Here is a 23,246-nt window from a genome sequence, read left to right as displayed (position 1 = left end):
TTCTGGTCATCAGACACCTCGTTTATGGTGGCGATATTACCACCTACGTTGGTGTCCGGAATCATTGAACCACTACACCAGGTAGTTATGGAATGCCAAGCGCTCATCAATCAGCCAAAGATTGCAAGAGTCTAGGAAAACCTCGCTGGATTCTTTGCGCATGGGCATGATCAGCTCATGAATCATATCTTCACGAGCGTATTTGCCATCCTCCATCCGCTCGATGGATTTTTGTAGCAGATCTATAATCACCCTGCGATGTGAAACGTAATTAGCAAGGTCAGATTTTTTGAGGTCTTCTGCCTTGCGTAGATACTCACTCAGCCGTTCCTTATATTCCTCTACATGCTCCTCGTTATGAGGCTGCATTATTTCGTGGCCCTCGCTCACCAGTTGCCGCTCCACCTCATACCACTGAGTATGCAGGTGTAGTTCCAACTCTTTATCGGACTTTTCCGGGTCAACAATTAGCATTTCTTCAGCAACATGATTCGCAATGGGGCGGTAGCGCGGGGCATGATTGTTAATGAAATCATCCACGCGTTTACGACCCGCTGAGACATTTTCTGCCAGAACATCCTTTAGGTACTCTTTAGTGCGCGCTAAGACGGCGTCGCGAATAACTTTAAAGCTTACTTCGTTGAGCATGTCCTCAACGTCTTCGGCAATATCAAAGGCGGTGCGCTCGCTGCGCACATGTTCGTTGAGGTAATCGGAAGACACATAGCAGGTGTAGGTGAACTCGCCAGAAGCGTCTGAAATTTTACCGTACAGGCCAGGGAGCTTCCCTTGAATAGATTCCTCTTTAACCAGCCTGTTGGCTGCACAGAGAGCCAGTTGGTGCTTTTTATTTACGGAGGCACGAAACTTTATGTGTGTTAAATCGAAGGAATAATCACCGATCGTAATGGTTTCGAGAAACGCACTGGCGTGCATATGCTCTTCGAGCAAGTGGTCAAGATCGAACACATCACCTGCATCTTCAACCAGAATCTTGGGTGCGCTGCCTTGACGAACAAAGTACCAGAGTACATGCTCAAGCAATTGGTTGGCGATGGACAGCCCCTTGGTGGGTACCTGCTTTCGAAAGTTTTCATCAAACCCGACCAGCTTGATGAGGGTGCCAGACTGCTGTTCGGTTGCCGCCACAACTCTTTCACCGTGGATACCCAGTTTGTCGTCGAAGCGGAATTCGCGCTTCTTTGGCCCACTATCAACATCGAAAAAGTGGCTTTCTACTTCGACCAAATCAAACACCTTCAACCACATCAAACGGCCAACACCTCTGCAGCCCTTGTCAATTTTGTGATCAGAATCGAGAGTTTCAAATGATTTAAAGTTGGTTTCATCAAAACCACAGCCATTATCAGCTATGGTAAAACCGATGATAGGCGGTAGAGCTTTGGCGTCTAAATCCAGGCCGCCTTGGGTAGCTCGATTGATACGAAGAACAATCTTGCCATTATCGGCATTTCCTTTTTCTTCGATGGAGTGAATGGAGTTTACCACCGCCTCAAATACGGGCATTAAGCCATGGCTCTTGGGCAAAGAGGTGTTTCGTAAGCGGCCTTTGAGGTTAGTTTGTAAACTCATACTCCCTCCTTAGAGCTCGCCTTTAAAGGCGGAATCGAGAATTGATGCTTTTAAGTTTTTCAAGTCTTCTATTTTCCCTAGAAGGACTGCTTCCGCATCGTGAATTTTTCCTTTCAGCGCCTCGATTTTCGAAACCAAAGCTTTTTGTTGTTCCAAGGAACACATTGGGATTTCAATCTTGCTTAAACGAGTTAGCGCCAACTTAGGCTGTGCAACTGTCTTGGTCGCTAACCCTGCCTGGGCAGAGAAATCAGAGGTTAATGTAAACAGATACAGGTAGCTTAAATCTAGTTGTTTTTTATCTTTGATAACCAACTTAGCGGCGTTTTCTGTCAGGTTAGCACCATCCAATTCAGGGGGAACAAAACCTGTTTTTCCGATGGTCCCTGCAATACTGATATAAAGGTCGTCCTTGGAAATCACATAGCGTTTGATTTGTTCGTGGATTTCTTTCGATATGTACTTGATACCAGATAAATCTATCGTTCCTTTATCTGTAAAATCTGCAACTCGGATATATGGGTGTTCAGCCTCTTCATCGCTTAGCTTTTCACCTTTTGGTAAGCGCTTGCCACCTTTTACCTCAACCAGCGATTCAATCGTCATCCGGTCAGTGATAGCTGAAAATTGACCATCGAGTGCTGATTGAAGAAGGATATTTTTCAGTGTAACGCTTTCCTGCAAATGCTCAATGGCGGTGTCGATGCGGGTGAGCAGTGCATCGAGTTTTTCCACAATGCGTTTTTGTTCTTCGATGCTCGGAATAGGTATTGGTGCCTTTTTAAGATTTCCGTCAGTAATCGCTGGGTATGAAGCGCCACCGACATAGGGTTCAATTTGCGCTTGAACAAAATCTGTTGTGACAAAATAAAACAAATAGGCAGGTAAAACCTTTTTGTTAGCCCTGAGAACACAGAAACCTGTCGATGCTACTGGTGAGCTATATTCATCCCGAACCAACGCTATGTTTTTCAAGTTTGGTCGCGTCATAGCAAATATCACGTCGTTTAGCTGTACATGCTTTTTCGCTCGTGATGGAGCATCTTTCCCTAGAATTTTCTTTGGGTCTGTAACCACAAATCGATTACGATCTACTGAGGATATGTCAATGTACGTCCATAGCTGATCCGAGTCTTTTAACGGATTCAAGTTTTCAGTTTTATCTACAACATCTGCTAATTGTTGCCACTCCCACCCATCCGGCAATTGATACAAAACCTGTTCCATGCTTATTTCTCCGCCAACAGGTCTTCGATTTCATTCAGCAGCCCTGAAACCAGTTTTTCTTTGGTGCGGATCTGCTTAAGGATATCGCTGGGTGCTAAATGCTCGGCATCTTTCTGTTTGGCTGGATTTTTAGCAGAGAGGTCATAGTCTTCTGCGAGTTCGCTGGCGGAAACCGTCCAAGAGCGCTCAGTGGTTTCTCGGCGGCTATACAGTTCAACAAACTCTTTTAGGTGCTCGTCGGTGATCGGTTTGTTTTTGGTGAGTTTTTGCTCGGGCTCACATTCGTAGTACCACACATTGCTAGTGCCGCCGCTTCGCTCGAAAAACAGCACGTTGGTTTTAACACCCGAGTACGGCAAAAATACTCCAGCTGGCAGGCTTAAAATGGTGTGCAGGTTAAAGTTTTCCAGTAGCTCTTGTTTCACTTGTTTAAAGGCACTGTTGGTTTGGAACAGCACGCCTTCTGGCACTACGATGGCTGCTTTACCGCCACTTTTTAAGGTTTTCATAAAGTGTTGTAAAAACAGCAGTTCGGTGGCGTTACTTTGGATAGGGAAGTTTTGCTGAATTTGCGATTTCTCTTTGCCGCCAAACGGTGGGTTGGCCAGAATAATGTTGTAACGGTCTTTTTCCTGAATATCGCGGATATTCTGAGTCAGCGTATTACCTCGGAACAGGTTGGGTGATTCGATGCCATGGAGAATCATGTTCATCATACCCATCACGTAAGCCAATGAGGTTTTCTCAAAACCGAAGAACGTATCACGCTGAATGAAATCCCACTGCTCAGTGGACAGTTGGCTCTTTTTACTTTTCAGGTGCTCAAAGGCTTCCACCAAAAATCCGCAGGAACCGGCTGCTGCGTCATAAATCGTCTCGCCGGGTTTGGGGTCTAACACCTGCACCATGGCGCGAACTACTGGGCGCGGGGTATAAAACTCACCGGCGTAACCACCGGCATCGCCCATGTTTTGCAATAAGCCTTCATAGACTAACGAAAGTTCAAACAGGTCAGACTCGGATTGGAAGTTGAGACTATCCACAATATCCAGCACTTCACGCAGGGTATGGCCGGAAGCGACCTTATTGTCCAGGTACTGAAAGATTGCGCCAATTTTGTAGGTAAAAGATTTTGGGTCTGCGCTTGTTGCGGCGGCATTGGCAAAGTGTTTCAGGTAGGGGAATAGCTGATTGTTGACATAATCGGTTAGGTCATCCCCGGTTTTTGCCCGCGCCAGATCCAACTTACCATCAGCTGTTTTAGGGCAGGCCCAGCTTGCCCAGCGATGCTCGTCATCCAGTACCGGTTGATAGTCTTTTCCGGACAATACCGCTTCGTCTTCTTTTTCAGATTCGTAATCATCGAGAAACTTCAGAAACAATACCCAAGAGGTCTGCTCTGTGTAATGCATGGCACCGCTGATGCCATCATCTCGGCGCAGAATGTCGGTAATACGGTCAATTTTCTGTTGTAGTGACATGCTTAGAGTTTTCCGATAATAAAATTGTACATATTGGTGATGTCTTCACTGATTTCTTCAGGCGGAATCAGGTCGATATAGGCTTGGAGTTTTACTGGGTCCAAGCCCTCGCCATCGGTGTTAATCAGCGGGTTGATAATATCTTTGACGTTCAACCTGCGAATATCGTCGTTATCACCAGGGTTATTGGGCTGCAGGTGATTGCGCTGCGCAATATCACCATTGTTTATTTGGCCAAGCAGATGGTGATGCGCCAATGCTGTGTATGAGAGCAAATAGTTTTTGATCTCGCGGCGTTTCCATGCGAGCAAATAGGGTGTCACCCTCATACCTTGCGGCCAGCGAATGGCGCTAAGCAACTCACGGTACACTTGGCCGTTCACTTGAACGCCATTGGCGGCACTCCAATCAAGAGCTGCCTCATCCCGATCACAAATCATAAAAATTTGGGTTGTGACCAAGGGGGATTCGATCTTGCTTAGGCCGTGGAGCCAATCAATCTTTCCCTTGCCAAAAGTTTCGTTAGCAGTAGCGTAGCTGGATGACTTTTTCATGGCATGCACAGCGGCTAGGCGGTTTATATCTAGCCCTGCACGTGCCGCAAGTTTGGTAAAAATAATCCAATCGTTGTAATCATCTAGTAAGGCGATGTTGGGTAGCTTGCCACACACTTCAAATTCCACTGATTTCGCGCGTGACAGTACACTCAGGCGATTGATCAATTGCTTGATTTTGTTGTCTTCGCTGATTCTGCCTTTTTCAACCACTTTAAGGTGCTCAATACGATTCTCTTTGGCAGAAATGGAATCGAGTAAGTGTGTAGTGGTGATGGCGTGGCCTTGGATGCTGTGGAGAAGCCCCCATAGCTTTTCGACGTTTTTATAGTGAAGGTGCGAGTCTGCCTCATCGAATAGGAACAGGGTGTTCTCGGAGTCGAACAGATCGATTAGCGCATACAAGAATAGGAGCTGGTATTCTCCATCGCTAAGCTGGTCCAGCTCGATATTGTTGTTGAATACGAGTTGACAACGTGGCTTATCGATAAAGTAGTTGTTATCGGCGGCCTGAGTGAAAAAGGCCACTTCCGGGTCCCAGTTGGTAGCCATGGCTTGTGCGTTGGGCTCACCGGCTTCCGCTTCATCATCACCCGCCTGGAGTTGCCTGGGGTAGTCGAAAGAAACCCGAATTAAACCATTGGCAGTGAGATCGACGGTTCGCTTTCGCAGGGGCTCTTCAAACTCATACTCACGGGATATCAGGTTGGTAATAAAGCTTTCCAGCGAGCGAAAATATGGCGTTGCGCGCAGAGTATCGGCTTCGCCGCGTTCTTCACGCTTGAGTGCATCTTGCACACGGGCTATGTAGTTTTTATCAACTTTAAAGGCGCATCTGAAAGTTGTGCTAAGATCGTCTTTATCTGGATGTGACTCTGTCACGTAATCATGTTCAGCCAAGAAAGCCCGAACTTTGCCGTTGCGCTTAATGGCTGTTGCTAAAAAGATCAGTAGCTTTGACCATGATTTGTCGAAATAGAAGCAGTCAAGATTAAGGCCGCGCCCGGCTTGCCTTTCTCTTTTCAAATAGCTACTGAATTTTTCTGAGTAGTTCTCGTTCTGGCCAGATGAAAAGCACACGACCTTAAGATGTTCGTGATCCCGCCCGGCTAATCGCTGTTCAAACACCGACTGCAAAATACTGGATTTACCTGAGCCATTCTCGCCGATCAGCGTAGCGACCTTATCAACTCGCAAGGTCTGCACTTGTCTATACAATGGGTTAGGGGCTAAGTTCAGTTCCATTGGTTAGCTCACGTGGTACAGCTGGTGTTGTAGTTGTTTGAAGGCAGAGAGTAATTGAGCAGGTTTGCCACCAAAGGCCATGGAGGCATCTTTAGTGGTGCCGAGGCCGGATAGCTCAATCAACGCTGGCAGGCGCTCACGCGCCAGTTCTGTAACGCCCGTTTGCTCGTAGCGGTTCAGAACAAAATGCAGGAATTGCTTGGCCTTTTCCTGTTGGTACTGGTCAAAGAAGGCGTTATTCGCTCGCACTACTTCCGCTCGTGATTTACGCGTAGCCATGGGTTGTTCAAAGGCTAAAAACGCCAGCAAATCGAACATGTCGCAGTCGTCGGCTTCGAACATCCGGCGCAGTGTCGAGAGCTGTTCTTTATCAAAGCCAGCCTGTACCAATTTGGCCAAGAGTTGTTCGCGAAGGTCTGGATCTGACCAGATATCCCGAAGCTCATCAACGCTTGTGAACAAACCTGGCAGTTGTTGAATTAAGCGTTCAACAAACTCCTGAATAGTGAGAGGCTTGCCATTTTCGTCGATATAACGGGTTTCAATATCGATGACCTTAAGCTCACGGTGCTTGCCAAGTTTTACCTTTAACCTCGGGCGCGGCTCACCTGGCTCTGGTTCCGGCCCGTCGCCGCCTTCAGGCGGCTCTGGCGTGTAGGGTGGCGGTGTCGGTTCTCGGGTTCCGCCTGGCTCTGGCGCTTCGGGCTCGCCATCCCATTCCTCATCATAAAAGTTATTGGTCGCACCCCGAAAATCCACGATGGTGAAGTAGTCCTTACCATCAAAAACTCGGGTACCGCGACCCACAATCTGCTTGAACTCCACCATCGAGCCGATGGTTCGATCCAGTATCACGTTGCGGACATTGCGAGCATCGACACCGGTAGTGAGCATTTGTGATGAGGTAATAATGGTTGGGATGTCTTTGTCGTTGTCCTGGAATTTTTCCAGCAGTTCGCGGCCAACCTTGCCTTCGTCGCTGGTGACCCGTACACAGTAATGCGGGTCTTTTACGGCTTTGTATTTATTAATCATGTCGCGCATGGTCAGCGCGTGGTTTTGGTTCTCACAAAAGACGATAGTTTTTTCCAGCGGGTTGATGTTTTGTAAGATGGCTTTGGCGACGAGTTCTGTGCGTTCATCTACAATAATTTTGCGGTCGTAGTCTTCGACTTGATACAAATCCTGGCCAGATTCACCTTCGACGATCACGTCATCTTTGGTGAGCACCAATTCATCCAGATTGGTTCTAACTCGCTTAACTCGGTAGGGAGTCAAGAAGCCATCATTGATTCCGTCTTTCAGTGAATAGACATATGCGGGTTGGCCAAAGTATTCATAGGTGTCCACGTTGTCTGTTCGTTTCGGAGTGGCGGTTAAACCCAAATGCACGGCACTGCTGAAGTGGTCGAGAATAGCTCGCCAAGAGCCTGTGTCATTAGCAGCACCTCGGTGACACTCATCAATCAACACCAGATCAAAAAAATCCTTGGGATAGGCTTTGTAGTAGCCATCAATGTTTTCTCGCTCCGCAATCGCCTGATAGATCGCGAAAAATATGTGTGCGTTGGTTGGCACCACACCATTGCGTTTACGCACTTCTTCCCCGTTGATTTTGATCAGGTCTTTTTCATAGGGGTTGAAGGTGTTAATGGCTTGGTCGGCCAAGATATTACGGTCGGCCAGAAACAGAACGCGTGGCCTGCGTGAACCGGGATTATCTCGGTTCCAGCGTGCCTGAAATACCTTATGAACAATTTGAAAGGCGATGAAAGTTTTACCGGTACCGGTGGCCAGCGTGAGCAAAATGCGGGATTTGCCTTGGCCGATAGCGTCTGTTGCCGCATGAACTGCCAGCTCTTGGTAATAACGTGGCTGCATGGCCCCTTCTAAATGGAAAGGGATGTTTCTTAACTCTTGGCTTAAATCGGTGGTTTCTCCGACATAGCGCTTTTCTAGCTCAGCAGGCGTTGGGTAAAACTCAATGTAGTCGCCTTTGCCTTTTTCCAGATCGAATTCGTAGGTTTGTTTGCCGTTACTGGAATAGACGAAACGAACGCAAAGCTTGTTCGCATAGTCAATTGCCTGTTGCAGGCCTTTAGTTGGATGCTCGGACTCTTTTTTGGCTTCTACTACGGCCAGATAGCGGTTATCTTTGTGAAGTAGGTAATCCACAAAGCAACGTCGCCCTCGTACACCTCCGGCCATTTTTCTACCGTCGGTGAAGTAATGCTCCCGAATGATGTTGCTCGGTTGCCAGTCTGCTGCCCTTAAGGCTGGATCGATATAGTTTGCTCGGGTATCTGCTTCAGATGCCATCAGGCCGCTCCTTGGTCATTTGGGTTTGGCACCAACTCCAGCAGGTCACCTACACTGCAATCGAATAGTACGCAGATCTGTTCAATGGCTTCCAGATCCACTTTCTGCGCGGTTTCTTTATAGAGCAGAGTCACCGTGGCCCGGCTTAGCCCCGTTTCTCTGGCAACGTCGGCAATACGCATCTTGTGCTCGCCCATCATGCGGGCGAGATGGCAGCGGATCATGGCTGTGCCTCTGACTAAAAAATCTGGTTACAGGAGCATACCACGACTTTAAGATTTACATTGCATTTTGTGAGTTGAAATTAAATTATGCAGGCTTGGCTTTAGCTGCGCAGGCTCACACCAATAGAATACACAACGAAGCGACATACAATGTCTTACCTCAATGCGTTCGCAGGTCTTTCACCGTCTAACCATGGAGCATGTTGGATCAAAACTGATCTTTCTCGCAAACCAAGTATTCCAGCCGATCACTCTCCACCGCCAGCACATGAGCACAGTAGACGAACTCTCGCCAATGCAGGCTATCAACCGGATGCACGCAGCGGCCAACGATCTCCTGTTCGTCATTAAGCATGAACTCAACCACATCGGTAGATCGATTCCGTTCCCAGGTTAACTCTACAATTTTCTCAACAGGCATTGCGCTAACGACGTTTGAGGTCACGGCAGGACTGATAAATACACACTGCCCGTCGCACTCCGACAGGAAAACTGTTTGAGATCGACGCAGCTCTCCCTCTTTGAACCAAAACCGGAAACCGATTGACCCTACAGCCTATCTATATGGCACACAGTTTTTTTGCTGACAGAAACCTTCCACACACTGAGCGTTCGTTAATAACTAACAAAAAAGCCCCTACTGGGGCCTTCTTGCATTAAAGCCAATAGCTCTACTAGAAAACGTATCGATAACCCAGTGAAAGCAAGGATATTCCGTCCGTATCCTGATAGTCCAACCCTATCCGGTGATGCTCTTTAAGCCATCCATGAGCTCCCAGTGAGACAACTGAATCAGAGTCTTCCTGATTGGAGCTAGCAACACCAGCACTGATCTCAAATTGACTTGGCACTACCCATGCCCTAATACCAACGCCATAGACCGCAAAAGAGTCGTCATCAGACACACAATAGTTATATTCGCAAATCTCAAATTCCGCACGAGAGAACCCAAGACTTGGGACCAGGTCTACGCGATCACCCAGAGGAATTGGAACACTAAGTCCAAATGACACAGATGTTTGCGATACCTCTGAATTACGTCCATCGTTTGCAATTGCGTCGACGCCCGCAAGTAAGACTAGATTGTCTAATACCTGAAGACTGCCACCGAATGCAAAAAGACCAAGGTCTTCGTACACTTCACCCCCGAGGATAATCGAGTCGTCCAATGTTGCTTTTCCCAGACTAACCCCGATCGAACTGTAGGCAAAGTTGCTAGCACCAACACCCTGCCCTCCTGACTGCGCGTATGCCTGCCCAGAAGCCATAACGGAAGCAGCCACTGCTGCCAAAAAAATTCTCTTATTCATACTCAAAAAAAGTCCTTTTCATGTATATTTAAACTGCATACTCACCATAAGGTAACGACACATTTTGTCAATATAGCTGCATTCGAATTGAGCGCCATAAGCCTTTTTCGCAGATACGGCACCCTATTGGAGGCAACCAGCAATTTAGCATAGGCTATGCGGAATTAGCTTGTGTCCACACCTAGCACACAAGCCACCAAACAGAGACAGCAAGCCATTGATTTAAAATATAATAAACTTTGACTTGGAGAGTCCTCTCCACGGTACCAACTCTTCCTCACGAATGGCTATAAAGTCCACTCAGAATTCGCGACCTCACGGTCCGGTTTTTTTCGTTTTTGATAACACTTCCTGAACCGCTCTGCTGGACCCTCGATTGAGTGAAAGCAGATCTCAATCAGGGCATAAAAGCCTCCGTTCTTATCGAGTCACTCAGCCCGGCCCAACTCAGGCCATTTGCCCCTTACCAACTGCTCCGGTAACCTCCATTTGAACATTGCATTCCAGCCATCCCTTTTGCCCAAGACCTTTGGCTGAAAAGCGACTGGCACTTCCGGAAAATACAACAATGCGCCGACTTCTCTACAGGTATGTTGACGCCACTGCGTGGAACCAAAAGGGGCTATCCTCCTTCAACTTCGCAATTTGCGCCCTGATCATTGTCTCGGTTTTGCTGGCGGTCATTGAGACCGAGCGCCCCATCAGGGAGGCCTACCCGTCCGTCTTCTTGATAACTGAGCGGATTCTGTTCATTTTGTTTGTCATTGAATACGGTCTTCGGGTGTATGTCGCTCCGGAGAATCCAAAGTACTCCGGTACATTCGGTCGACTCCGTTACATGAAATCCGGATGGGCCATTTTTGATTTGCTGGCACTTCTATCGTTCATGGCACCTTTCGTCTCCAACTCCCTGGCTTTCTATATCAGGCTAACGCGAATATTCAGGATACTTCGGGTATCCCGTCTCGGACGTTTCACACAGGCTTGGGACCTTCTCTGGGAAGCTACAGCGAGACGCAAGTTCGAGCTGCTCATGAGCGCAATGATCGCCTTTATTCTGTTGCTAATTTCCAGCGCCTTTCTTTATCTGTTCGAGGCTGATCTGCAGCCAGAGGATTTCGGAAGCATCCCCAGGGCTCTATGGTGGAGCGTGGCCACATTGACAACAGTAGGGTATGGAGACGTCACGCCGATCACTGCTGCCGGTAAGTTTTTTGCCAGCCTAACAGCCATTTCAGGTATCGGTATTGTTGCTATGCCAACAGGTATACTTGCGGCTGCATTCAGTGATGCTTTCCAAGCCCGGCAGAAAGCAGGTGAAAACAAGGAATAACCCAGTACTTCATGGAGGGGTGCGAGGGTTTTATATTAATCAGGTTATCGATTTTCCGGCACGAAAAACGAGATATGCCGGCGAGTGCCGGCACGGGTGAAGCTGAATTTCAATGTGTGGTTGCTGCCTGCCACCACACTTTTGAAATAAAACACCTTATCTACTGAGGCACCGTCATTGTAAACGGCGGGGTTACCGCTGACTCCGCAAATGAAGCCGGGTCCGCTGACGTGGCATACTTCAGCGGAAAGCTCAAAAACGCATTCATAAAACTTGAGCCTGGTAGCGAATAATCCGCTATCACGGCATCTCCGAACCCGTCGAGCCAGCGATCATACTCACTGTTGTGATCCGCCTTGAAGACTTCCGTAAAGATATCGAAAGGAACATCACTGCCACCGGACGCTGCTTTTAACGCAACCTTCACATTTCCGGTAGCCATGCTTAGCTCAGAGCCAAAAGCTGCAGGGTCGACCGTATCCACATCCAGTCCCATCAGTGCGGTCTGGCCTGTGTGGTCCATCATCGCTCTATGGAAAGCCAAGGTAGTAAAAGGCGTCAGGTTAACTCTTCCGGGCTGGTTGGTGTAACTCCGCAAATTGCCGCTCTGCAAATCGACCGTGCAGGGAAATTGGGCCCCATGTGCATCGAATGTCTCCTGCGGCAAGTAAAACTCGCCTTGTGCGTCCGCATCCACAATCATGGGAATATCGTTGGTTCCCTTACAGATAATGTGGATGGTATCACTGCCCGTGTAGGGCGCACCTGTCGCAGCCGTTCCCTCAATAACACTGGGGCCATTGCCACCGCCACCATTGCCACCTCCGCCTCCACCACTGCTGCTGCCTCCGCAGCCGGCAATCAAAGCGACAGAAAACGGTACAGCAAGACTCGCCAATAAACGCTTTTTCATATCAACACCTCGTTGTGTTGACGTTCGCACATCTGCAGTTAAATTCGGCAAAAACAGCGAACGCCGGGCTATTCCTATGCTTCACAACAAGATTATCGGTTGAATTAACAACCTTCTATCCCTCGTTTGAGTGAGGAGGAGGGGTTGCAGATGTATGCCCGGCATAAGGGCCGGGGGCTGGAGCGTTTGATATTCGCTGCTTCTGATACCAATAAACGCTGGCCTCTATCGCCGAAGCTATATTCGGACGAAATAGCCCCTGGCACTCAAGAAACCGCTCCGTATTGGCCGTGTCGAAGCGCTTTGCCTGAATGAAGTGCAGAGCTTCCGGGTAGGTATTCACCAGTTTGGGCACCCCCGGAATGGACAGAATTGCGCGCAGTACCGGTAAGGGAATGAATCGGCGTGGTGCTTTAATGCCTAGCGAACCACTGGCCATGGCAAGCATTTGCTGAAGTGTCGGAGTGTCCGGATCCAGGCACAACAATCGCTCCGGCACATTTTGCGCAATTGCCGCCGCAGCGATCACAGCAGCCAGGTGATCTACCGTCGTGAGCGGAAGCCAGTGTTCAGGCGTTCCAGGTACCAGTGCAAGGCGCCCCCGGGACAGATTATCCAGCAATTGATATAAAGGCTGCGCGGCATCCAGTTCGCCTGTTTGGCTTTGGCCCGCAACGGTTGCCGGCTGGACTTCCACCATATCCAGTGAGGTTTGTTCAGCGAACAACCTGACCTTGAGCGCAGCTTCCAATTTGCTGGCTTCGTAGGCGCCCGCTCGCCGATACACCTTTTGCCAGTTGGTTTGTTCTGGGCTAGCCGGGGCAATACCCAGTTGATTCAGGTGTTGCAGATTTTCAAGCATAAACCCACTGATGAACACCAACCGGCAATTCAGTCTTCGGGCCAGTTCTGCAACAGACAGACTGCCTTCGACGTTAGCCATGTAGACGTCTTTGCGCGTCAGCTGCCAGGCAAAACGGGCACCAAGGTGAATCACCGCATCCACAGGAGGTAGCGACTCGGAAATGCCCAATCCGGGTGCAGACAGATCGCCGGGTAGAGCTTGTATCAAATCGCCGCTTCCCCCCAACCTGTCGACCCTCGCCCGTAGCTCCGGGAGATCATCGGGCCGACGCATCAGAGCGACAACGGTGTAATTCCGGGCGGTTAAGCAGGCACATAAATGGCGTCCAATAAAGCCAGTGGCACCGGTAATTAACAGGTTCATAGAAAGATCCTTTTGGTTGAGTTCGTGATAACCCTAAGGTATAGAGTGAACTCTAAGGTCAATAGCCTGGACGACTTAATATGAAAATTTCCGAGCTGGAACTGCATACCGGCGTAAGCCGCCATACTTTGCGTTACTACGAAAAACAGGGGTTGTTGCAGGAAGTGAGCCGGCGCGACAACAATTACAGGGACTACCCCGAACAGGCAGTTCAGCGCGTCCACATGGTGCGGCAGTTAAAAGACCTGGGGTTTTCTCTCAAGGAAATCGGTGATGTTCTGGATGCACTTCGCAAGGACACACTGGACTGCGCGCAAGGCGCCTTGCTGATGGCACAGAAGCGCGCGGTTGTAGATGAAAAGATTGCGGAGCTGAAGTCGCTCAGGCAGATGCTGGAAAATGAACAGAAGCGGCTGGAACGCAGCGCAGCGCAACAGAATCAGATTGAAAATGCCCGGCCCCAAGCCCGCTCTATCGCCTCAAACAGACTGTCAGTAGCCAAAGCCAGCAGGCCGATCAGGATAGCGCCTTGCAAGACGTAGGCGGTATTACCATTCACCAGCCCCGCAATCACCGGGTCACCTAATGTGCGGGCGCCAATGGTTGAGCCAATCGCTGCGGTGGCAATGTTGATGGTAACGGATGTACGTATACCCGCCAGTATCACTCTCCCGGCGAGAGGAAGCTCCACTTTGAACAGCACTTGTGCGGAAGACATTCCCATCCCTTTAGCAGATTCCAGCACCGTCGGGTTAATGCCGCCCAGCCCTGCCAGGGTATTTCTCAAGATTGGAAGCAAGCCATAAAGCACCAGTGCAAGGAACGTGGGCTTCTCGCCAAACCCCATAACCGGAACGGCCAGCGCCAGCACAGCGACAGGCGGCACGGTCTGGCCGATGGAGGCTATCTGGCTTACCAACGGCAAAAAGTCGCGGCCTGCTGGGCGGGTTACAAAGATGCCGGCTGAGACCGCTACCAGCGAACCAATGGTGGCAGACACCAGAACAAGCCAGATATGGCTCTGCAACAGAAACCAGAAGCTGTCTCTGGTGTAAACAAGATTGTCGGTTCCCGGCTCCACCCACGAAAACAGCGGTGCCATCGTGGGTAGTAATGCAGCCAGAGCGCACAGCAAAGCAACCCAGGCAACCGGAGTAATCCACGAGCGCATTTGCATCAGGCCCCTCCCTGTAGAAGTTGTTCGCGCGTTACTTTGCCAACCGCTTCGCCAGCCTCACTGAACACTGGAAGTTCATCAGAGTTTTGCCAAACCATAATGGATAAAGCAACGCGCAGGCTGTCCGTTTCCTTCAGGACCTCGACTAAAGGCTCTGACTGACTGGGCAGGAGGTGGCGTGCCATCACGTCACCCACAGTTCGTAAACCCAGGAGCTTGAGGCCGCGATCCCCCTTGCCTATCAGGTTTTCCACAAAGGCCGATGCGGGCCGCCGAAGAATCGCCTCTGGCGTATCGTGCTGAATAATCCGTCCCTGGTCCATCACAGCAATACGGGTGGCCAGCTTCAGGGCTTCGTCAATATCATGGGTCACGAACACAGTGGTCTTATTGAGGTGCCTCTGGATGCGCAGCATTTCCTGCTGCAGGTTTTCCCGAGTGATGGCGTCCAGTGCGCCGAACGGCTCATCCATCAGAAGAATATTGGGGTCGCCTGCCAGCGCCCGCGCCACTCCTACTCTTTGCGCTTGGCCACCGGAGAGCTGATGAGGGTATTTGATGGCGTCGGTTGCCGGGTCCAGCCCCAGCAAGGTTAATAATTCACTGACCCGCTCATCACGTTTGCGGGCTGGCCATTTAAGCAAGTCGGGAACCACGCCGATATTGCGAGCGACCGTCCAATGGGGAAACAACCCGGTGCTCTGTATGGCATAGCCCATATTCAGACGCAGTGCCTCGGGGTCGGCGTTGTTGATGTCTTCACCGTCCACAAGAATTTCGCCGCTGGTGCGAGGTAGCAAGCGATTGATCATCCGCAGTGTGGTGGATTTTCCGCAACCGGAGCTGCCTACCAGTACGCAGACTTCACCCGTTTCTATGGTCAAATTGATATTATCCACCGCCACGGCGTCGCCGAACCGTCGAGTGACGCCTTTCAGCTCAATCATCTGGGAGCCCTCTGGAATTTTAATGCGGACAAAATGGCATCGGCCGCCAGGGCCAGAAACACTGTGGGCAAGGCCCCAAGCAATACCAAATCCATAGCCGCCTGGCCCAAGCCTTGAAAAATGAAGGTGCCAAAGCCACCAGCACCGATCAGCGCGGCAACCGCGGTCAGGCCAATGGCTTGTATTGTGGTTATCCGAACACCCTCAATAATGACCGGCAAAGCCAGGGGCAGCTTCACCTTGAAAAATATCTGCCGTTCATTCATTCCCATGCCACGCCCGGCATCGACCACAGGCTCGGGCACTTCCATCAAAGCGACGTAGGTATTGCGCACCATCGGCAACAGGCTGTAAGCAATGAGCGCCAGCATCGCAGGCGCCCAGCCAATGCCCCGTATGCCGAGTGTTTGAAGAAAGGGATATGCGGCTGATAAAGCGCCCAAAGGTGCGATTAACAGCCCAAACAGCGCGAGGCTAGGAATGGTTTGCATAAAACTGACCAGCCCCAGCAGAGGTCTGCGTAACCGCTCTCGCCTCACCATGGCCAAAGCCAGACCAAACGCGAGCACCGCACTGATGGCAACGGCCCCGAGAGACAGTGATAGATGCGTGGTCAGAGCCTGGGAAAACTGGTCAGCACGATTGGCGTATTCACGGATAAGCGATAGGCTGGACAACCCTTCGCGGCTGGCGCAGAACCACCAACTTACGACAACCAGAAGCACCACTGAAAACTGCAGCCGGCGGGAAGCCTTGTATCGTCCCAGTGTTTCCAGCAGCATCAGCGCCAGAAAAAATGCCAGGCACCAGAACCCTGCACCTATGCCAATACGGGCATAGGCAGAATCCTCCGGAAGCTTGCGCAGCGCAAACACCTCAAGCAGCAGCGGCTGGGCCATCAGTGCAGTGGTGAGCAATAATATCAGCGCCCCGAAACGCTTCGGGGTAAGCCTTGTTGCGAGCACGATGACAACCGCCAGCAGGAACGACACAACCACCGCCCCAAACCAACCGGTGGCGGCATAAAGGCCGTAGCCGGTGCCAGACACAATGCGATTGGGCTGCACCACGCCAAGATCAAGCAGCCACACACATGCAAAAGCAGCCAGTGCTAACGCGGGTAAAACGCGGGTTGGTGGCTTTGTTGATACGGGCACGAATCAGTCCAGATCAAGGCTCTCGAGATAGTCCCGGGCCACCGCAGCTGCAGGGGCTCCTTCAACGGCCACTTTCGCATTCAACGCTTGCAACGTTTCCAGATTGAGGGATTCAAACACCGGTTTTAGCAGCGGGCGTATTTGCGGGTATTCCTTCAACACGCTCCCACGGATGATGGGCGACGGCTGATAAACCGGCTGCACGCCTTTGGTGTCTTCCATCACTTTCAAACCCAGCGCATTGAGCCCGCCATCTGTGCCATAGGCCATGGCCCCATTAACATCGTTGGAATCGATTGCCGCTGCTCGTAGCGTTGCCGCGGTGTTTCCGCCAGACAGAATCAAAAGCTGATCAGACGTCAGGTTAAAACCGTAAGCTTCCTGAAACGCTGGCAATGCGCTAGCTGACTCGACAAACTCAGCGCTGGCCGCAAATTTAAAGGGCTTACCGGCGTTAATATAATCCGCCAGATCCTCCAGGGTGTTCAGATTGTGTTTTTCTGCCAGATCACCGCGCACGCTCATAGCCCAGGTATTGTTGGCGTTTGCAGGCGTGAGCCAGACAATGTCTTCCGCTTCGAGATCGAGCTCCGCTGCCGTGCTGTAAGCCTTTGCTGCATCTTTCCACACCGGGCTATCCGCCTTGCCGTAGAAGAACGCGGCGTTGCCTGTGTACTCAGGATATAGATCAATCTCTCCGGCCTTGATTGCACTACGCACAATACTGGTGCTGCCAAGTTGTAGACGATTCTCTACCGCAATGTTCGCACTCTCCAGGCGCTGCAAGATCATCTGGCCGAGAACGCTGCCTTCTGTGTCGATTTTCGACGACACCACCACCGGCTCTTGTGCGGAAACCGCGCCCGTCACAAACACCAAGGCAAGCGCAAGGCAACTCACTATGGATTGTGATATTCCACGGCACCTTCTGTTTGGAACCAGTGCACTACGCAGATGCTTTACTCGATGTTTTCTGATTATTGGCAAAGACACAGGCATTCCCCTTGTTCACTGGGCCGTAATAGGCAGCCCAAAGTTCATTGAGTTTTAAAACGTTTGCACACTCAGCCTTGAATGGCCGCCAAAGCCATTCTCAGGTTTTCTACTGATCGATCTACATTGTTCAGCTTTTCCAACCCAAACAAGCCCATACGGAAGGTACGGAAGCTCTCGGGTTCGCCACACATCATTGGCACACCGGCTGCAATCTGCAGGCCCTGTTCACGGAACAAGCTAGTGTTGTGGATATTGAGGTTGTCGGTATGCAGAACCACCACACTGGGCGATTCAAAGCCTGGAGCCGCAACGCTTTTGAAGCCCGCACTGTAAAACAGTTCGCGCACCTGCCTGCCAAGTTCTTCCTGTCGCTGGTAAAGCAACTCAGGACCGGTTTTCAGTGTTTCGAGCATGGCATCGCGGAGAACAACCAGGGTGTCTGTGGGCATGGTGGCATGATATGCATGATTACCGGATTCATAGGCCTGCATAATCTGCGACCATTTGTGCAAATCCCCCGCAAAACTGCTGCTGGTGGTTTCTTCCATTCGGGCAATGGCGCGTTCGCTCAACGTAATCAACGCGGCGCAGGGTGAAGCGCTCCAGCCTTTTTGAGGTGCAGTGATGAGCACATCCACGCCACAGGCCGTGGTATCAACCCATAGGGCACCGGAGGCTACGCAATCCAGTACAAACAGCCCGTTAACCTCTTTTACGGCTTCACCAATGATGGTCAGGTAGTCGTCGGGCAGCACAATTCCCGCTGCGGTCTCCACGTGAGGCACAAACACAACGGCGGGTTTTTCCGCCCTGATGCGCTCAGCAACTTCCTCGGCGGGGACCGGAGCGTACGCAGCCTGGGGCGCATCGTCCAACGGCTTTGCTTTAAGTACGGTAACGCGATCAGTGATTCGGCCTGCTTCCAGTATTTGCGTCCATCGATAGCTGAACCAGCCATTGCGAATTACCAGGCAGCGCTCGCCATTGGCAAACTGGCGAGCCACGGCTTCCATACCAAAGCTACCGCCACCAGGCACAATTACAGCACCTTTGGCGTTATACACGTGCCGCAGAGTGGAGGAAATTTCCCGCATTGCTTGCTGGAATGGCGCAGACATGTGGTTCAGTGAGCGATCATTGAACACCACGGAGTATTCCAACAGCCCGTCGGGGTCGATAGAAGGAAACAATTTGGACATGGGGCCTGGGTTCCTTGCCTGATGCAGTTTGTGAATGAATCGTCTATGGTATGAGTCTAACAAATTTGGCGTTATGCGCTTTATTTCTTACGTTTTCTGCAAGCCTACTTGTGGAACCCGACAAAAGCTTATAAATTGACCAAAGCGGCCAAGTTCCCGCTTTTTCTTTATTTATACAGACAACACACTTGGTGAGCCTGTGAGATCATTATTCTCAGAGATCATTCCTCCCTACCATTTAAGCGTCCGCCGTCAGGTTGGCACTGCTGGTGTGTTGCCCGCTTTTCTCTTTTCTCGCTGAATCCGCTTTAGAAACGCCGGGTTCGGCGCCTGAATCCTGAAATTTTGAATTACTAATTATTTTTTTGGAGATAACTATGGCTGACATGCCGGAAGTTCTGGTTGCTGAAGAAGATTTCAACCGCTTGACCACCTTGATCGAAAAACAGGGCGACTCAGATGTCGCAGATGGTCTGGATGATGAGCTGAGCCGCGCCACACTGGTGCCGCTGGCAGACATGCCCGCTCACGTGGTGACCATGAATTCAAGGGTGCGTTTTCAGAATGCAGATAGCGGGCAGGAGCAGGAACTGACGCTGGTCTACCCTCACGAAGTAGGCACTGGAGAAGGCAAGATCTCTATACTGGCACCGGCTGGCTCAGCTTTGCTTGGACTTGCTGTGGGCGATTCCATCGAGTGGCCAATCCGGGGTCGCAACAACATTCATCTTAAGATCATTGAGGTTACCCGAGAGGGCTAATCGCCGGGTAACCGTATGTGGGGGCGTCCTGAAAAGCTCGCCCCGTTAGCTGTCTTTCCTCACCAACCGGAACTGCTCAATGGTTTGTCTGAGCGCTTCTGCCATCACCAGCAAATCACCTGCAATACCTGCGGTTTCCTGAACATCGGTTGCTGCCTGCTCGGCGGAACGACTAATTTCAATCACGTTCTGGTTGATAATTTCTGATACATCACTCTGCTCGTTCGCCGCACTTTCCATTTCCTGATTAAGTGACGTAATTTCACGAACCGCCGACGCAATGCTTTGCAGCTCAGATTCCACCTTCAGAATCGCATCCACCTGATGCCCTGCCATATCCGAGGCATCGCTCATGGTAGCCACGCATTCCGTCACTTCGCTTTGCAGAGAATGAATCGTTTTGCGAATTTCCTCTGTGGAAACCTGGGTCCGTGAGGCAAGCGCCCGAACCTCATCTGCAACCACTGAGAAACCCCGGCCCTGCTCACCGGCTCTGGCAGCTTCAATGGCGGCATTCAGCGCCAGCAGGTTGGTCTGCTCAGCTATGTTGGAGATCTCTTCCAGCATCTTCGCCATCTGGCTGGTACGCTGATTCAGGTCCCCGATTCGTTTTGCACCACTCTGGACTTCCGTATTCAACGCCTCAATGCCTTCTACCGCAGTGCGCGCGAGCTGCTCACCGCTGTTCGCAGACTCAGCCGTTTCTGCCGACTTTCGAGCTGTATGGTTGGCATTTTCCCGCACCTGAACAGCAGATGAAGCCATCTCGGTGGTTGCGCTGGCAACCTGATCCGTATTGTCTTTTTGAGCTGTGACTTCACGGCCCGTAGTTTGTGCTTTTTCAGCAATGCGTCGCGCTGCCTGCTCAACCTGCTCGGCGTTATCCATAACCGTATTCATGCTTTCACGGATTTTTGCCATCATGCGATTAAACGCAAGGGAGACCGTCCCGATTTCATCATTTCGTGATACATCAAGTGCAATGGTGAGATCGGAATTTCGGGAAATCTCATCCATACTCATCTGAAGTCGGCGCAGGCGCGAGAAGACCATTCGATTCAATGCCAGCCCGGTCAGGAAAAACACGACAACAAAGATCACAACCTGCATGCCACCACTGGTGAGCAACTGCTGTCGCAAACTGTCGTCGCTCTCAGCAAGAGAATAATCCACACGAATCGCACCCAGCACATCGCCTTCTTGGGCCTGATGACAACCCAGGCAGTCCACACCCTGGTAGTCTGACTGCGCAATCACCGGATCAATTAGTGTGTAAACACGCCCGTTTTCATTGGTTGAGTAGGCCTCAATCCGCTGGCCAGCCAGGGCTTTTCTGTCATCGAGGTCACGCTTCTGCTCGGCCTGAGTACCCTTACCGAACATCCGGTTGAGTTGGTCACTTCGAATCACCCTCACGTCCAGCACATCCTCGGGCGCCATCACTTTGTCCCGAAGCACCTCGCGGTTGCTGATCGTGCCAGTCACCATCATGGTGTTCAGTCCGTCAAAATAGGACTTGGCAAGGCCATCCACATATTTGTGACTGAACTCTTCCATATGGTCGCGCTGGGCATTGGCGCTATAGAACAGAGTAAAAACGAGGATAAGTGAAAAAGCGGCTGCCAGCGCAGCGAGCAGCAGAAATCGAATGGAATATTGGTTTTTCATAGTGACCCGATCGAAAGAACAATGAACACCAGGCTTTATCTGGCGTTTTCAAACATTCTATGTGGTTGACGGCTAAAGGACGGTTAACTTTATAGATATACGTCAAATAGTTACTGACTCAGATCAGAATCGCTCATTTTTCATTGGCTGGCCCGAAATGTGCATCCGATATAAAACAGACGATAATTTTCTGGCGCGCTTGTGCGAGCCAGTGGAGGAATAGATGCCATGTCACTGCTGACATCACTTATCCAGGCAAGCACCCGCTTTCAGCAAACACTGGAAAACCGCCCTGCGGCAAACGGGGCCGCTGAACAGAAGGCCAAGGGCGCAGCCAGCGCTGAGGCATTACAACCTTCCGGCCCTGGGGACGACCGTTTCACGCCTTCAGGAGACCTATTGGCTGATGCGGGCAAGCTTAAGTCACAGAAGCTGCCACTATCGGACTACAAGCAGACAGTAGGGCAGGATCTTGCCTTCGTCAGGGAAACCCTGCGGCACAAACTTGCCGAATACAACTTGAATCCGTCTTTGGCAATCAGCGTTAACAAAAACGATAGCGGTAAAATTGAGGTAGGCGGAAACCTGACAGAGGAAACCCGCAGCCAAATTGAGAAGGATTTGAACGTTAACAAAAACTTTGCGGATGCCTTCAGCCGGCTTAGCGTAAACGAGCCGACGCTGCACTTTATGGACAATGCTTTGAAGCTCAACCAGGCCTACGGCGTTAATAATTCACTGCTGGATACGCTGATCAGCGAAAACCAGCAGTTCAACGGCCTGCAGGATCTCGTGCACCGCTACGACACCCTGCGGCGCTCCGCTCCGACTGACCAATTTAACGTTGCAGCCAACCGGGGCGCTTACGCCTTCAACCTGAACACCCGAGCCTGAGCCCTACTGTTCAAACGGTGCCGGATCGCCCTTGCCCACCCGGGTAACCTCCGGCACTTCACCGGTAAAGTTCACCACGGTGGTTGGCTCCATGCCACAGAAGCCGCCATCGATAATCAAATCAAGCTCGTGCTGCAGCGTATCCCGTATATCGTAGGGGTCTGTCATGGGGTCAGACTCACCCGGTAAAATCAACGTGCTGCTCATAATAGGCTCGCCAAGCTCACCCAACAGATCCCGGACAATCGCATTATCAGGAACCCGCACACCAATCGTGCGACGCTTCGGGTTCAGCAGGCGCCTTGGCACTTCACTGGTTGCATCCAAAATAAAGGTATAAGGACCGGGCGTGAAGGTTTTCAGCAACCGGTACTGGGTGTTATCCACCTTGGCATACACACCGATATCCGACAGATCCCGGCACACCAATGTGAAGTTATGCTTATCGTCCAGCTTTCGAATGCGCTTTATCTTGTCTGCCGCCGGTTTCTCACCCAAATGGCACCCAAGGGCATACCCGGAGTCGGTAGGGTACACAATCACACCCCCACCTCGAAGAATCTCAACCGCCTGCTTGATCAACCGCTTTTGAGGATTTTCCGGATGAATCTGAAAAAACTGGCTCATGAAAGCCCTCCATTGTGATATTTAGCGCCTGAAGCCGCCGATTAAGAATCCGCCTTGGAACCGCCCATACAATTTGGCGAACTGGGTGCAACCTGCCCGGATGCATCCCACTCTTCAGGAGAGTATAGATGCAACGCCAGCGCATGCACGCCACCGGCCATTTCCAACTCTTCAGAAAGCAGCTGATAAATAGCCTGATGCCGCTTAACCTTCATCTGCCCTGCAAACGTTGGCGACACCATGGTCACCTTGAAGTGCGTCTCCGAATTAGGCGGCACGCTGTGCTTGTGACTCTCGTTCTCCACCTGAAGAATGCTGGCATTAAATGCCTCGCTCAGTTTGGTTTCAATAGCATTCTGCATTTTCATAACCGTTCAACTCCCACAAATCGGT

Annotated in this window: 22 protein-coding genes; 4 read left to right on the top strand and 18 right to left on the bottom strand. The window is 50.8% G+C overall.

Annotated features, from left to right (window positions below; genetic code table 11):
• Window positions 1-72: 72 nt before the first annotated feature.
• The 8 genes from Q0824_RS11610 to Q0824_RS11575 form a co-directional block, all read right to left on the bottom strand.
• Window positions 73-1,593, bottom strand: coding sequence for an ATP-binding protein (locus tag Q0824_RS11610; protein WP_298450487.1), 1,521 nt, complete (start codon window positions 1,591-1,593; stop codon window positions 73-75).
• 9 nt (window positions 1,594-1,602) lie between these two features.
• Entirely contained in the window at window positions 1,603-2,820 is a 1,218-nt protein-coding gene (locus tag Q0824_RS11605) for a restriction endonuclease subunit S (RefSeq protein WP_298450486.1), read from the bottom strand.
• A gap of 2 nt (window positions 2,821-2,822) precedes the next feature.
• Complete coding sequence (locus Q0824_RS11600; protein WP_298450485.1) at window positions 2,823-4,301, bottom strand: N-6 DNA methylase; 1,479 nt, start codon at window positions 4,299-4,301, stop codon at window positions 2,823-2,825.
• A gap of 2 nt (window positions 4,302-4,303) precedes the next feature.
• The gene (locus tag Q0824_RS11595; protein ID WP_298450483.1) at window positions 4,304-6,100 is read right to left on the bottom strand and encodes an AAA family ATPase; all 1,797 of its coding nucleotides are present in this window, start codon (window positions 6,098-6,100) and stop codon (window positions 4,304-4,306) included.
• Window positions 6,101-6,103: 3 nt separating this feature from the next.
• Window positions 6,104-8,419, bottom strand: a complete 2,316-nt coding sequence (hsdR, locus tag Q0824_RS11590) for an EcoAI/FtnUII family type I restriction enzme subunit R (RefSeq protein ID WP_298450481.1) — start codon at window positions 8,417-8,419, stop codon at window positions 6,104-6,106.
• Window positions 8,419-8,643 carry a helix-turn-helix transcriptional regulator gene (locus Q0824_RS11585; RefSeq protein ID WP_298450479.1) on the bottom strand — a complete coding sequence of 75 codons (225 nt, stop codon included), beginning with the start codon at window positions 8,641-8,643 and terminating at the stop codon, window positions 8,419-8,421. Before Q0824_RS11585 ends, hsdR begins: the two co-directional genes overlap by 1 nt.
• A 208-nt stretch (window positions 8,644-8,851) precedes the next feature.
• Window positions 8,852-9,088, bottom strand: coding sequence for a hypothetical protein (locus Q0824_RS11580; RefSeq protein WP_298450477.1), 237 nt, complete (start codon window positions 9,086-9,088; stop codon window positions 8,852-8,854).
• Window positions 9,089-9,317: 229 nt separating this feature from the next.
• Window positions 9,318-9,953 (bottom strand): hypothetical protein, encoded by a 636-nt coding sequence (locus Q0824_RS11575; RefSeq protein WP_298450475.1) that lies wholly within the window; start codon window positions 9,951-9,953, stop codon window positions 9,318-9,320.
• 568 nt (window positions 9,954-10,521) lie between these two features.
• Here Q0824_RS11575 and Q0824_RS11570 point away from each other — a divergent pair.
• The gene (locus Q0824_RS11570; RefSeq protein ID WP_298450473.1) at window positions 10,522-11,286 is read left to right on the top strand and encodes an ion transporter; all 765 of its coding nucleotides are present in this window, start codon (window positions 10,522-10,524) and stop codon (window positions 11,284-11,286) included.
• Window positions 11,287-11,446: 160 nt separating this feature from the next.
• Here the strand turns inward: Q0824_RS11570 and Q0824_RS11565 are convergent, their stop codons facing one another.
• Together Q0824_RS11565 and Q0824_RS11560 are read right to left on the bottom strand one after the other, a co-directional pair.
• Window positions 11,447-12,199 (bottom strand): hypothetical protein, encoded by a 753-nt coding sequence (locus Q0824_RS11565; protein WP_298450472.1) that lies wholly within the window; start codon window positions 12,197-12,199, stop codon window positions 11,447-11,449.
• Window positions 12,200-12,314: 115 nt separating this feature from the next.
• Window positions 12,315-13,427, bottom strand: a complete 1,113-nt coding sequence (locus Q0824_RS11560; RefSeq protein WP_298450470.1) for an SDR family oxidoreductase — start codon at window positions 13,425-13,427, stop codon at window positions 12,315-12,317.
• Window positions 13,428-13,507: 80 nt separating this feature from the next.
• Between Q0824_RS11560 and Q0824_RS11555 the strand changes: the two genes are divergently transcribed.
• On the top strand, window positions 13,508-13,969 hold the full coding sequence (locus Q0824_RS11555) for a MerR family transcriptional regulator (protein ID WP_298450468.1): 462 nt from the start codon (window positions 13,508-13,510) through the stop codon (window positions 13,967-13,969).
• On the opposite strand, the gene Q0824_RS11550 is transcribed toward Q0824_RS11555, so the two are convergent.
• The 5 genes from Q0824_RS11550 to Q0824_RS11530 all read right to left on the bottom strand — a co-directional run bounded on the left by Q0824_RS11550 (window position 13,867) and on the right by Q0824_RS11530 (window position 18,903).
• Window positions 13,867-14,598, bottom strand: coding sequence for an ABC transporter permease (locus tag Q0824_RS11550; protein ID WP_298450527.1), 732 nt, complete (start codon window positions 14,596-14,598; stop codon window positions 13,867-13,869). The two genes, Q0824_RS11555 and Q0824_RS11550, sit on opposite strands and share 103 nt — an antisense overlap.
• 5 nt (window positions 14,599-14,603) lie before the next feature.
• Window positions 14,604-15,551 carry an ABC transporter ATP-binding protein gene (locus Q0824_RS11545; RefSeq protein ID WP_298450466.1) on the bottom strand — a complete coding sequence of 316 codons (948 nt, stop codon included), beginning with the start codon at window positions 15,549-15,551 and terminating at the stop codon, window positions 14,604-14,606.
• Window positions 15,548-16,708 (bottom strand): ABC transporter permease, encoded by a 1,161-nt coding sequence (locus tag Q0824_RS11540; protein WP_298450464.1) that lies wholly within the window; start codon window positions 16,706-16,708, stop codon window positions 15,548-15,550. Before Q0824_RS11540 ends, Q0824_RS11545 begins: the two co-directional genes overlap by 4 nt.
• A gap of 3 nt (window positions 16,709-16,711) precedes the next feature.
• Window positions 16,712-17,608 (bottom strand): ABC transporter substrate-binding protein, encoded by an 897-nt coding sequence (locus Q0824_RS11535; protein WP_298450462.1) that lies wholly within the window; start codon window positions 17,606-17,608, stop codon window positions 16,712-16,714.
• Window positions 17,609-17,772: 164 nt separating this feature from the next.
• Complete coding sequence (locus tag Q0824_RS11530) at window positions 17,773-18,903, bottom strand: aminotransferase class V-fold PLP-dependent enzyme (RefSeq protein ID WP_298450460.1); 1,131 nt, start codon at window positions 18,901-18,903, stop codon at window positions 17,773-17,775.
• Between the two features lie 377 nt (window positions 18,904-19,280).
• Between Q0824_RS11530 and rnk the strand changes: the two genes are divergently transcribed.
• Entirely contained in the window at window positions 19,281-19,664 is a 384-nt protein-coding gene (rnk, locus tag Q0824_RS11525; protein ID WP_298450458.1) for a nucleoside diphosphate kinase regulator, read from the top strand.
• A gap of 45 nt (window positions 19,665-19,709) precedes the next feature.
• Here the strand turns inward: rnk and Q0824_RS11520 are convergent, their stop codons facing one another.
• The gene (locus Q0824_RS11520) at window positions 19,710-21,332 is read right to left on the bottom strand and encodes a methyl-accepting chemotaxis protein (RefSeq protein ID WP_298450456.1); all 1,623 of its coding nucleotides are present in this window, start codon (window positions 21,330-21,332) and stop codon (window positions 19,710-19,712) included.
• Between the two features lie 228 nt (window positions 21,333-21,560).
• On the opposite strand from Q0824_RS11520, the gene Q0824_RS11515 reads away from it, so the two are divergent.
• Complete coding sequence (locus Q0824_RS11515; protein ID WP_298450454.1) at window positions 21,561-22,226, top strand: hypothetical protein; 666 nt, start codon at window positions 21,561-21,563, stop codon at window positions 22,224-22,226.
• Window positions 22,227-22,229: 3 nt separating this feature from the next.
• Here the strand turns inward: Q0824_RS11515 and Q0824_RS11510 are convergent, their stop codons facing one another.
• On the bottom strand, window positions 22,230-22,853 hold the full coding sequence (locus Q0824_RS11510) for an L-threonylcarbamoyladenylate synthase (RefSeq protein ID WP_298450451.1): 624 nt from the start codon (window positions 22,851-22,853) through the stop codon (window positions 22,230-22,232).
• A 41-nt stretch (window positions 22,854-22,894) separates the two neighbouring features.
• Window positions 22,895-23,221, bottom strand: coding sequence for a BolA/IbaG family iron-sulfur metabolism protein (locus Q0824_RS11505; RefSeq protein WP_298450449.1), 327 nt, complete (start codon window positions 23,219-23,221; stop codon window positions 22,895-22,897).
• Window positions 23,222-23,246: the final 25 nt, after the last annotated feature.

The organism is uncultured Marinobacter sp. (assembly GCF_947488835.1).
Lineage (GTDB): Bacteria > Pseudomonadota > Gammaproteobacteria > Pseudomonadales > Oleiphilaceae > Marinobacter.
This window is presented reverse-complemented; position numbering and strand designations above follow the sequence as displayed.